9 protein-coding genes are annotated in these 12,839 nt (G+C 42.4%); 1 reads left to right on the top strand and 8 read right to left on the bottom strand.

Going from position 1 to position 12,839, the window contains the following annotated elements:
- Window positions 1–29: 29 nt before the first annotated feature.
- From HZB59_08895 to HZB59_08865, 7 genes are all read right to left on the bottom strand, one after another.
- Window positions 30–1,478: a pyridoxal-phosphate dependent enzyme gene (locus HZB59_08895; GenBank protein ID MBI5021539.1), complete on the bottom strand. Its 1,449-nt coding sequence runs from the start codon at window positions 1,476–1,478 to the stop codon at window positions 30–32.
- Between the two features lie 85 nt (window positions 1,479–1,563).
- Complete coding sequence (preA, locus tag HZB59_08890) at window positions 1,564–2,817, bottom strand: NAD-dependent dihydropyrimidine dehydrogenase subunit PreA (GenBank protein MBI5021538.1); 1,254 nt, start codon at window positions 2,815–2,817, stop codon at window positions 1,564–1,566.
- Window positions 2,814–4,073 (bottom strand): FAD-dependent oxidoreductase, encoded by a 1,260-nt coding sequence (locus HZB59_08885; GenBank protein MBI5021537.1) that lies wholly within the window; start codon window positions 4,071–4,073, stop codon window positions 2,814–2,816. The genes preA and HZB59_08885 overlap by 4 nt, the downstream gene beginning before the upstream one ends.
- Window positions 4,074–4,135: 62 nt before the next feature.
- A complete protein-coding gene (locus HZB59_08880; protein MBI5021536.1) occupies window positions 4,136–5,350 on the bottom strand; it encodes a M28 family peptidase in 1,215 nt (404 codons plus the stop codon).
- A gap of 4 nt (window positions 5,351–5,354) precedes the next feature.
- Complete coding sequence (locus tag HZB59_08875) at window positions 5,355–5,819, bottom strand: (2Fe-2S)-binding protein (GenBank protein MBI5021535.1); 465 nt, start codon at window positions 5,817–5,819, stop codon at window positions 5,355–5,357.
- Window positions 5,820–5,831: 12 nt separating this feature from the next.
- A complete protein-coding gene (locus tag HZB59_08870) occupies window positions 5,832–6,752 on the bottom strand; it encodes a xanthine dehydrogenase family protein subunit M (protein MBI5021534.1) in 921 nt (306 codons plus the stop codon).
- Entirely contained in the window at window positions 6,749–9,097 is a 2,349-nt protein-coding gene (locus HZB59_08865; GenBank protein ID MBI5021533.1) for a xanthine dehydrogenase family protein, read from the bottom strand. Before HZB59_08865 ends, HZB59_08870 begins: the two co-directional genes overlap by 4 nt.
- A 92-nt stretch (window positions 9,098–9,189) precedes the next feature.
- Here HZB59_08865 and HZB59_08860 point away from each other — a divergent pair, with 92 nt between their 5' ends.
- Window positions 9,190–10,083 (top strand): homoserine O-succinyltransferase, encoded by an 894-nt coding sequence (locus HZB59_08860; GenBank protein MBI5021532.1) that lies wholly within the window; start codon window positions 9,190–9,192, stop codon window positions 10,081–10,083.
- A gap of 17 nt (window positions 10,084–10,100) precedes the next feature.
- Here the strand turns inward: HZB59_08860 and HZB59_08855 are convergent, their stop codons facing one another.
- The gene (locus HZB59_08855; protein ID MBI5021531.1) at window positions 10,101–12,776 is read right to left on the bottom strand and encodes a glycoside hydrolase family 3 C-terminal domain-containing protein; all 2,676 of its coding nucleotides are present in this window, start codon (window positions 12,774–12,776) and stop codon (window positions 10,101–10,103) included.
- Window positions 12,777–12,839 lie beyond the last annotated feature (63 nt).

Here is a 12,839-nt window from a genome sequence, read left to right as displayed (position 1 = left end):
AAATTGGGAGAGGGATTATAGGGTGAGGGTTACTTACCTACCTGATTATTAAATTCTTCAATCAACTTATCGAAATATACAACTTCTTCTTCAAATAAACTTGTCCAATATTCAGGATTCCATTGCGCTAAAATTTCTTCGTACGTTTTTCCTTGCTGTTCGACCCAGGTATAATATTTGAGGTTGTGTATTGCTTTTCGATCATAGTACGTTAGTTCTTTAAAATAATCGATACTTTGATGCGCAATCGGAGCGGCATGATCTTTTGCGGCTTCAATCAAAGAATATTTTCCGCGCTCTTGCTCTAATTCTTTTATTCGTGAGCCATACATGTCCGCTGAATCTGTAAACATTGTGAAGATAACATCGTCCTCATTCAGTTCGAAATACTTCGCAGTCTTTATCGCTGCAAGCATATTAGCAATACTCGAAATACCAAGAAGCGACAGTTCCTTGCTCTCAGCTCTAAGCTCCTTGCTCAAAAAGTTTTTACCTACTTCCTCATTGAATAATCTCAAAACTCTCATACAATCTTCATCATCGATTGCGGCAACTGCATCGGTGTTTCGGACGTTGTGTACCCACGGCACATGTTTATCTCCGATTCCTTCAATGCGGTGACCGCCGAAGCCGTTCATGAGAAGTGTCGGACACTGAAGCGCTTCAGTTGCAACAACTTTCAGATGTGGATATTGTTTCTTGAGATAATCCCCCGCAGCAATCGTGCCAGCTGAACCGGTTGCAGAAATAAAAGCAGATGCTCTTCCGTTTTTCATTTTAAGTGATTGAAACACTTCCTCAATCGCAGGACCGGTAACATTATAATGCCAGATCGGATTGCCGAATTCTTCGAACTGGTTAAAGATTATATTGTTCGGATCCTTTTTCAGTTCCCAGCATTTGTCGTAAATTTCCTTCACGTTTGATTCGCAGCCGGGAGTAGCGATTACATCAGCGCCGATTTCTTTTAGCCAGGCAAAGCGTTCTTTCGACATTTCCTCAGGAAGTATTGCAATCGGTGTGCAACCTAACAATACGGAATTAAACGCTCCGCCTCTGCAATAATTACCCGTCGAGGGCCATACAGCTTTATGTTTTTCAGGATTGAATTCTCCGCTGACGAGCCGCGGTACAAGGCAGCCAAACGCAGCACCTACTTTATGTGCGCCGGTAGGAAAATATTTTCCTACGAGCCCAATAATCCTCGCTTTGACTCCTGTAATTTCTTTGGGGATTTCGAGATAATTTACTCCGCCGAACAATCCGGTTTTGATATCATTCTTCCATGTTATGCGGAAAAGGTTTAGAGGATTAACATCCCACAAACCGACTTTCGGAAGAATGGATTTAATTGATACCGGAATCGTTTCAGGATTTCTCATCTGTTTGAAAGTTGGAACAACAATCCCTTTTTCTCGACATCGTGTTGCAGTCTTTTTTACTACTTCAGAATTTATTTGTTTGATTATCTTTGACATATGTTTTTCCTAGTTATTTTACCACAGATGACACTGAAACAACACGGATTCTCACCGATCGCTTATCTGTGTTCATCCGTGCAAATCAGTGGTTAAATACTTTCATCTCAATACACCCATCCACCGGACAAACATGTTCACACAATCCGCAGCCAACGCATCTCTCCCAATCAACTTTTGGGATGCGGTTTGGTTTGCGGTCTATTGCCATATGTCCGCCATCGCGGCAGGCAAGGTAACATGCTTCGCACTGGATGCATGTTGCTTCGTTAATATGACTGCGAATCTTCCTGCGCGGCAATTCATCATGAGTGGCAATATGCGGCAATGCTTTTCTGTAAATATCCATAACTGATTTGAATTTCATCTCATCGAGATAATGAGACATACCGCTCTTCAAATCGTCAATGATACGGAATCCGTAGTGCATCACCGCCGTACAATACTGAACAACACCAGCGCCAACCGCCAGGAACTCTACTGCATCGCTCCATGTTGAAGCTCCGCCGGTACCGAGAATAGGAATATCAACATTGCGGGCAATCTCGGAAATTGTTCGCAGAGTCAGCGGTTTAATTGCCGGACCTGTCATTCCGCTGTAAGTAGATTTACCATTTAATTGCGGATATGGAACAAAGGTTCTAATATCAACACCCATCAATGCCTGAAGCGAATTAGCCGCAGTCAACGCATCAGCTCCGCTTCGCTTCACCGCTTTAGCTACATCCACAATATCTGTAACGTGAGGTGTAATTTTAATAGAGACAGGAACTCTTCGTGCCGCTTCCTTCACCCACTTTGCAGTCAACTCAGTTGCGCTGATACTTTGAGCCAGCATCTTTCCCGGATCTTCGCCGATGTTTCCCTGCGGGCACGAGAAGCTGCACTCGATGAAATCGACTCCTGCTTTCTCCAATCGCTCAACTAATCGTTGCCAGTCTTCTTTTCTTCCAGCCATGATACTTGCGGCAATAATTTTTCCTGGAAATTCTTTCTTCAACTTTCTGACATTATACTCAACCTTATCAATATGATGTTCCGAAATCAAATCGATATTGCCCATGCCGAAGAGTTTCTTTCCATCATGATTGAATGTACTCATCATCGGATATACAAGATCAACTACATTCCCTTCGATTGAAGTAGTCTTAAGAATTGCTCCCGCCCACCCCATCCTTAAACCCCTACTGACTATTTCTAAATCATCCGTCGATGGAGCTGCGGCAAGTATAAATGGGTTTTCCCAGTGAAGTCCAAGAAAATCGTACGATAAATCGCGCTGCGAGTAGATAGGGATTTCTTTATAAACTTGTTCGATAATCTTTTTTGACTTTTTCATTTTGACTTTTTAATTGATAAAGATTTATGAATAGCATGTGCCGCCTGTTTACCATGTGCTACCGATTGTACGATTGTCCCTTCGCCTGATATCGCATCACCTCCGGCAAAAAAAGATTTCATGGATGTTTGATAATTTTTATCGACAGCAATAAATCCCTTGCTGTTACGTTTGAACCGGTTGACAATATCAGAACCAATCGATTGTCCGATGGCGATTATAACTGTATCAGCTTCAAGTATGAAATCGGATCCTTTCACTTCAACCGGAATGAGGCGGCCAGATTCATCTTTCTTTTTCGAAAGTGTTGTACGTCTGCATTTAATGCCCGAAACTCTTTTCGTTCCAATAATTTCAATAGGATTTGTCAGGAAGCGGATTTCAACACCTTGTTTCCTTGCTTCTTCGAGCTCGCTCTTCCAAACCTTCATCTCAGATTCACTTCTCCTGTAAATCAAAATGACTTCTGAAGCGCCGAGCCGTTTGGCGGTTGCCGCTGCATCAAGTGAAACGTTTCCGCCGCCGACAACTACTACCTTTTTACCAATAGACATTTTCTTCTGTTTTACTTTTGCTGTTTCAAGGAACTCCAGAACAAGATAAACTCCTCTCAAATTTTCACCCTTCAATCCTAGAGATCTGTCTTTACCAAGTCCGATACCTAAATAAATTGCATCAAATTTATTTTTAAGCTGGCTGAACTTCGCATCGGTTATTTTTTCTTTCTTCACAGAAAAATGTGTTGATAAAAATTTTAAATCATCTTGTAACTCACTTTCAGTCAAACGAAATAACGGAATGCTGCTCTTCGGAACTCCACCCATTCCTTTTTCATCGAACAAGGTAACTTTGTACCCAAATTTTGAAAGCTCAAACGCACATCCGATTCCCGTTGGTCCTCCACCTATAACGGCAACTTGTTTACCTGATTTGGGAAATGGCTTCAGTTCGCTAAACTTCTTACGTGCTTCTGATTGTGTCGCGAAGAAATGAAGTTCACGAATTTGAATTGGCGTATCTTCTTTCGCACGGTTGCATACAGACTGACAATAAACTTCTTCGGGGCAAATTTTTCCGCAAACATTTGCCATAGCGTTTGAAGTTTTTACAACTTCCGCAGCACCGCGTATGTTACCGGATTTAATCATCGAGATGAAAGTCGGAATTTGAATATGTGTGGGACATGCATGCACACAAGGCGCATCGAAACATTGCAAACATCTCTCTGCTTCTACACCGGCTTGTTGATTAGTCATTTGCGATTGATCAGTTGTCATTTGTGATTTGTTGATTGTGTTATTGAAATGTTTGAATTCAATTACTTAATTAATGCCATTATTTTCATTTGCGAATAATCTCCTGCCCTCAACCTGTAAACATACATTCCGGAAGAACAATCAGAAGCATTCCATATTGCAGTATGTTTCCCGGCAGGTTGTATATCGTCAACAAGAATTGCTACCCGCCGACCGAGCATATCAAACACCTCAAGCATTACGGATGTCAAAGACGATAACCGGTAATCGATGGTTGTCACCGGATTAAATGGATTCGGGTAATTTTGACTTAAGATGTAATTAGAAATAGTCCCTTCTGTAACCGAGACTCGAGTTGCTTCACGGACACCAGTGAGAGTTGCAATAGTACCTAATGCTAATTTAGACATTCTATAATAGAACGCATTATTGAATGCGCTTAATAAATCACTTGTTTTATGATAGTAAAGATTGAAATCGGAAAAAGATTCAATCAACATTATTGCACTATAATTATTCACCCAGAAAGAAGCATGATCACTTGCTTCGCTGCCAGGATTTTTTACCACTGGCAACACTCCGATGTTGTAAGTTGTGTTTACAAAAAGAACGGTATCTGTTAACTTTAATGAATTGCCTGTCGATGATGTGTGAATATCCATAGCCATGTCGTCATTACTGTCCCATGAAATCATATCAAGATTGATCACACCAAGAATTGTATCACCCTTTGCCGACGCAAGATTTGAATAATATTCACTTCCCAGAAGTCCCTGTTCTTCTCTATCCCAAAGAGCATAAAGAATTGTGTAAGATGTTTGATACTTGCTGAGAATTCTTGCCGCTTCAATAACAGCGGCAGTACCGCTGGCGTTATCGTCTGCCCCGGGGGCAACAGTACCTCTAGGCATATCATCATAATGAGCGCAGATAATATACATTTGACCGGGATGATCGATACCGGTTTGAACGGCAAAAACATTCCTTCCGCCGGAAGGGAAGTCTTGAAATTGTGGATTTAATCCGTAACTTTGCAATTTCTGATTGATGTAAAGCGCGGCAATTGCATTTCCCGAAGCAGTATCGTAGCGTGAGGCAATTGTATACTGTGTGTCGTTTACAGTTACAGGAATTTCCCCGGATAGCTCAGAAACAAAATATGTCAACGAATCAGCATTGACATTGTTTATAACCGCGGCAACTGTCGGATCTATTTCTTGTGCAAAGAGCGGAAATGTAAAGCACAAGATTAATATTATTGTTAGTACGTTTTTCATTTTTTTATTTTTCTGAAGCATCATTGATCGCCTCAACAATTTGTACATAACCGGTGCATCGACAAAGATTTCCGGAAATTGCGGTCCGAATTTCTTTTTCGCCTGCTTTGGGATTTTTATCAAGCAACGCTTTTGCGCTCATCAACATTCCAGGCGTACAGAAACCACAGTGAACTGCATCATGATTCATAAACGTTTCTTGTAGGGGATGAAGTTTGCCGTTGATCGACAATCCTTCCACCGTAACGATTTCTTTTCCATCGATTTGTGGAACAAGCACGAGACAGGAATTCACCGCTTCACCGTTGAGTAAAACTGTGCAAGCGCCACACTCACCGATTTCGCAGCCGCATTTTGTTCCGGTTAGTCCTAATTCTTCGCGGAGAAAATGTAGCAGGGTTTGATTTTGGGAAACGGAAAATTCGTATTTACGATTGTTTACGATTGTCTTGATTGTAAATTTCTTCATGATAATCTCCATTTAACCCTCTCCCAGTTCCGATAAATCGGAACTCCCCTCGCCCAATTTGGGAGAGGGGTTGGGGGTGAGGGTACATTGCTCCAACGCTCTCCTCACCAATACTGCAATTACCGGTTCTTTATATTCCGTCGACCAGCGCCTGCCTGTATGTGAAATCAGAACTTCAGATACTTTTTGTCCCGCAGCTGTGAATAATTCTATTGATGGTTTTTCGCCGATCAATATTTTCTCAGCTTCGGTAACTCGTTTCCATACCGGAAGTGCTGCACCGGGAACTATTCGGGCATCTGTAATTTTTCCGTTCTTATCTTGAGTTAAAATCGCGGCAACACTCAAGCGTGAAATTGCCAGAGCATTCCTTCTTCCAAGTTTTATGAAAGAACTTTTAGCATTTGGTGGAAGTTTTGTAAAATGAATTTCAGTTAGGATTTCTTCGTGTTTAGCTTTTGTTTGATACGGCTTGATGAATAGATCAGAAAGATCGAGCTGTCTCGAACCAGCTTTAGATTCTAGTGTTACTTTCGCTCCAAGAGCGATTAATGGCGGAACCGTATCTGCACATGTGGCAGCATTCATGATATTGCCACCGACAGTTCCCCTGTTTCTAATCTGAGGTGAACCGATAACCAATGCAGCACTCGTAAGAAGCGAAGCATATTGTTGGACAACTTTTGAATTTACGATCTCTGAATGCGTGACTAAAGGTCTAATGATAATTGTTCCATTCGGAGATTCGATACTGTGTATTTCTTTTATGAACGAAATATCGATAACAACTTTTGGAGTTCTAACATTTTGTTTGCGAAATTCGATGAGCAAGTCTGTACCGCCGGCAAGTATGCGCGCATCTGAACCATATTCAGCTAAAACCGAACACGCTTCTTCGACTGAGTTAACCGCTTTGTACTCGAAAGGTTTCATCTTCCCTCCGGTCTAATCTTGCATGAATCTGACAAAACTTCTTCCTTCTTCGCTGAACCACGTTCCCCTTTTCTCGTGAGCTTATGTCCGAGCAGAACTCTTTCGAGAGTTGCAGGAATTTCATAAATGCGTTTTCCTGTCGCGTTGTAAATTGCATTTATGATTGCAGGTGCAGCTAATTCATTCGACGGTTCACCGATTGACTTTGCACCGAAAGGTCCGGCGGCATCATCATTCTCAACAATTATCGGTATGATATTCGGAACATCCATCGATGTTGGAATTAAATATTCGTCAAAGTTCAATTGTTTCGGAATTGAATCTTCAAAATCGAATTCCTCCATCAATCCGTAACCGAGTCCCATCGCAACACCGCCGTAAAATTGTCCGAGAACTGAATTGCGGTTGATTGCTTTGCCAACATCATGACAAGAAACAAAATTCAGAACATCAACTTTACCTGTTTCGGTATCCACTTCCACTTCGGCAATGTTAGCTCCGTAAACGAAAGTGAAATACGCTTCACCATGACCGTGATGTTCATCCCAAGAAGTTTGCGGCGACTTATGCCAGCCGAATCCGTACATAGGCCTGCCTTTATTAAAACATTCCGCAGCAATTTCATTGAATGATGCAAGTCGTTCACCGTTGTTGGTATCAATAAGATAATTGTCTTTCAAATCCAGCGACATAACATCAAGCCCCGTCATTTCGGATGCAGTTTTCATCAGAAATGCACGAACAATTTCGGCACCCTTCTTCGCCGCAGCGCCGCCCATGATTGTACCGCGCGATGCAACAGTTGGTCCGGAATCCGGAACACGACTCGTGTTCGTATTCAAAAATTGGATTCTATCCATCGTTATGCCAAGAACTTCAGCGGCAATCTGAGACATCTGAGTCTGCGCTCCCTGTCCCATATCTGTAATACCGGATGAGACAATCACGCTGCCATCAGTTTGAACCGACACAATTGTACCGGCGGCATCGGTTCCTTCAGCACCGAGCGAAACACCGCGATAACTGCATGCAAGCCCGATGCCTTTGCGCTTCGAAGTTGTTGATGGTGTGCGATATTGATTCCATTTATTCAGAAAATCAGCCGCTTCTGCAGATTTAGTCAAAACTTCTTTCAAACTTACACGATGATCAAGCTTCTGTCCTGTTGCAGTAACAGCGCCGGTTTCAAATCCATTTTGTAAACGAATCTCGAAAGGATCTTTTCCAACTTTTTCGGCAAGTTCATCCATCATCGATTCAATAGCGAAGTTCACCTGCGGTGAACCGAAGCCGCGCATCGCGCCTGTATAATTATTGTTTGTGTAAACCGCATAAACATCTGTCTTAACATTCTCGCAATAGTACGGACCTGTCGCCTGCACTACCGAGCGCCACGTTACAAACGGACTCATCGAAGCATACGCACCGCCATCTGCAATACATTTTATTTCCATCGCGGTTATCGAACCATTCTTCTTACAGCCCCATTTATAATAGAGAACGTACGGATGCCGTTTGTAACTTTCTATCATCGACTCTTCACGTGTATTGACCATCTTCACGGGCTTACCCGTTTTCATACAGAGTAAAGCGGCACGACAGCACATCGCCGTCATTACTTCATCCTTCCCGCCGAATGAACCGCCGAGTGTTGATTGAATTATCTGAACTTTGTTCAGATCGAGTTTGAGAGCAGATGCAACCGAGCGTCTGCTTGAAAATAAATTTTGCACCGAACCTGTAACTCTCACACCGCCATGCTCTAAAGGTTCTGCCAATACTGCTTCAGGTTCAATTGCTGAGTGTTCTATAAATTGTGTTTTGAATTTTTTCTCGATTATAAAATCCGCTTCGGTAAAACCTTTCTCAATATCTCCTTTTGTTACATGATGATGAACGAACTGATTATCATCTCCATGAATTTTTATTGATTCAGGTTTGAGCGCTTCTTCGGAATCCGAAATTACCGGCAAGGGATCATATTCGACTTCGATTAATGATACGGCTTGTTCGGCTATCTCTTTTGTTTTTGCCGCAACCAGCGCTACACCATCACCGAGATATCTGACTTTATCGTGAGCGAGTATTGCTTGATTTCTAACGACGACGCCGAAAACTTTGTCGCCCGGAATATCGTTTGCGGTAAGAATCGCCTCAACACCATCTATTTTTTGCGCCTTCGATGTATCGATCTTCAGAATTTTGGCGTGAGGATGTTTCGCGCGCAGTACTTTGCCGTACAATTGATGCATGACGTTAAAGTCCTCGGCGTACTTCGCCGCGCCGGTTACTTTACCGATTGCATCTACTCTGCGTTCTCCCTTACCAATTATTTTGTGTTTCATTTGCGATTTTTATGAATAAGTGTATCAATTTCGGGATTTTTGAGGAGATTTCCAAGGATTGGATTTTCAAAAATAGATACTATATTATTTCTATGGCATTAATATTATCAAACAATTATCCCATCACAGCCTCATTGCGTGAGCACGGAATTACTTGCATTGAAAAACAAATCATAAAAGCATACGATAAACACACTCTACGCATCGGCATATTCAACGTCATGCCCGAAGCAGAGAAGTATGAGTTCAGTATTTTACGTTCAATTGGAAGATCGGATATCGCCGTTATTCCGATATGGATAAGAGCGACAAATCATAACTACAAAAGCAGCGATAAAGATCATATCAAAAAATGGTATCTGACGTTTGAGGAAACAATTAAAAACGAACCGTTAGACGGATTGATTATAACCGGCGCTCCGGTTGAAACGATCCCGTTCGAATCGGTTACTTACTGGAATGAGTTGCTGGAAATTTTTGAATATGCACGCGTCAACATAGCCAGCACATTTGGAATTTGCTGGGGCGGACTTGCAATTGCAAAATACTTTGGAGTAGAAAAAATTAATTACACGAAAAAATTATTTGGTGTTTATCGTTCAAAAAATTTAAATCGCAATCATCCTGTAACCGGAGGGCTGGGAGAGAATTTTTATTGTCCTCAAAGTAGATATGCCGGCCTTAACGAAAGCGAGTTCCGCTTGGCGGTAAACTCCGGAACAATAAATCCTCTGGCTTATTCCGAAAAAGGCGGGCATTTCATTTTTGAATCGTCCGATCACCGGTTTATAGGTCACCTCGGACATCACGAATACGATACCGACCGGATAGTTTTTGAACATTACCGCGATTTGCAAAAAGGATTGGTAAGCAATCCTGCAAATTTCAATACGAACAATCCTGAAAATGTTTGGCGGGAAGAAGGAAACGAATTCTTCACTCGCTGGTTACGGTATATCTATTCCAAAAGATACGGCAAGTTGTAACAAGAACGCTCCTTCATTCATCTCTCATTTACCGGAAACGGTAATCCAATTATCTCAAATTTACCCGATATAACTCCTGTTGTAGCTGTGTCCTCACGCCCAACAAATCCCGGCTGTTTGCCTCCGACGCTGATTTCTATTTTCCCCGCCTCAACTACACGTTTATTGTTAGCGTCAATTACTGAAAGTTGCCGGGGAGTGAGTAAGAATTTAACTGTTTTTACCTCATCAGGTTTTAAAAAAATCCTTTGAAAGCCCTGAAGCGACCGCAAAGGAACAGGAACAGATGCATTCAAATGTTTTATATACAATTGAACAACTTCATCACCTGCTCGTTTGCCGATATTGCTAACATCTACTGAAACCGAAAGACTCTCACCGGTATTTATATTCCCGGTCTCGAGTTTTAAATTACTATAATCGAAATTTGTATAGCTTAATCCGTACCCAAACGGATAAAGCGGCTCACCTGTAAAATATTTATAAGTTCTTTCTTTCATCCCGTAATTGCTAAAAGGCGGAAGTTGATCGACCGATTTATAAAAAGTAACCGGTAACCTGCCCGCCGGATTGTAATCTCCGAACAAAACATCGGCAAGCGCCGAACCTGCCGCCTGTCCCGGATACCATGCCTCAATGATCGCGGGAATATTTTCATCAGCCCAATTTACTGCAAGTGCGCTTCCGTTTAAAAGTACCAGCACAATCGGTTTACCTGTTTTGGCAATGTCTTTTAATAAATCTTCCTGTATCTTTGGCAGTCCGATATCCACACGGTCACCGCCTGAAAATCCCGCAACATCAATATTCATTTCCTCCCCTTCAAGTCGCGGTGACAGCCCCAGACACATCACAACGACATCAGCTTGCTTCGCCGCTTCAATAGCTTCTTGTTTCAAATGCGGATTCGGTTTCGACCATACAAACCGCACGCTCGCGTCTGCCCGCCTGTCACAAAACTCGATTTGTATTTTGTATGATTTACCGGCAAACAGTTCAATATTTTTCCAATCTGTCTGTACTACATGCGAGTTATTAATCTCAACCAACAACGAATCATCCAAAAAAAGTTTCGAACCACCGAATACGTTCAAGCCAATTGAATATTTTCCCGAGACGGGAGGAATTAATATGCCGGTCCATCGGACACTGAAACTATCTGCTTTCAATCCGGTTACAGCGGGCTTATCCCACCAATTAAAATCGATTGCGGAATCAATGCGCGTAACCGCAGGGTTCTCCAAAAAATTATTAATGTTGAAATACTCGGCAGCTAAACCGTTCTCGTTACCTGTTCCCTTCTTATTAAAAAGGACTGAAGACGGGACAACCTCAAGTAACGGAATATTTTCCGCAACATTGCAACCCTGTACATAAAATATTTTCGTTTTCGATTTTACCTTATTCAGGATACCTGCCAGAGGAGTTACAGGATCGGTTGGGGTTCCATTATAGTTGCCAAGCAATACTTCAACATCATTGGCATTTGGACCAATGACTGCAATCGATTTTAAATTCTTACTCAAAGGCAAAAGAGCGCCATCGTTTTTTAAAAGCACTATCGATTTCCTTGCTGCCTCAAGCGCAATCTCACGATGTTCCTTACTGTCATTAACTGTGATCGGAATTTTGGCAAACGGCACTCTTTCGGGCGGATCGAACGTACCGAGTTTAAACCGTGATTGAAAAATCCGCTTCACAGAACGATCCACAAGCTCTTCGCCAACAAGTCCTAACCTGACTGCAATTCCAAGACTATCGTAAGTAACGCCGCAATTCAGATCCGTACCGGCTTTCAGTGCCATAGCCGCTGCCTCCGGTCCCGATTTCACGATCTTGTGAGTGTCATAAAAATCTTTTATCGCCCAGCAATCCGAAACCACATATCCGTCAAAATCCCATTCATCATGCAAGATTTTTTGCAGCAGTTCATTACTTCCGCAACACGGCGTTCCCCTGAACCGATTGTAGGCACACATAACAGACTGTGCGTTTCCATCCACAACTGCATCGCGGAAATGCGGCAGATAAGTTTCGCGCAGATCTCTCTCATCAACGACCGCGTTAAAAACGTGGCGCTCCGGCTCGGGACCGCTGTGCACTGCAAAATGTTTTGGCGTTGCAATTGTTTTAAAATAGTGCGGATCATCTCCCTGCATACCTTTAATAAATTCCACTGCGAGTCGTCCGGTAAGGTACGGATCTTCACCGTACGTTTCCATACCGCGTCCCCATCGCGGATCGCGGAAGATATTTATATTCGGCGCCCAGAAAGTTAAACCTTCATAAATTCCCCTTCTGCCGTTTCGCACTGCATCGTGATGTTTAGCGCGTGCCTCATCGGCAATAACAGTGGCAACCCGATGCATCAGTTCGGTATCCCACGTTGCTGAAAGTCCGATAGATTGTGGAAAAACGGTAGCCCTTCCCGCCCGTGCAACACCATGAAGCCCTTCATTCCACCAGTTATATTCAGGAATGTCTAACCGGTCAATTGCTGGTGCATTGTAGAGCAGTTGTTTGATTTTTTCATCGAGCGTCATCCTTGACACTAAATCGTTCACCCGATCTTCTATCGACAAGTCAGGATTTTGAAAAGGCAACAAGACATTTTCAATTTTCTCCTGTGTGTGAGAAGTTGATACAGAAAGAAATGTCATCAAGAGATATGAAAGGAGAAAATGTCTAGTCATTCTAATCATACCTTGAATAGATAAATAGATTTTTGATCAAAATAACAATACACTAATAATAAA

It is taken from the genome of Ignavibacteriales bacterium (assembly GCA_016214905.1).
Lineage (GTDB): Bacteria > Bacteroidota > Ignavibacteria > UBA10030 > SZUA-254 > PNNN01.
Note: the sequence above shows the minus strand (reverse complement) of the source record. Positions and strands in the feature narration are given on the sequence as shown.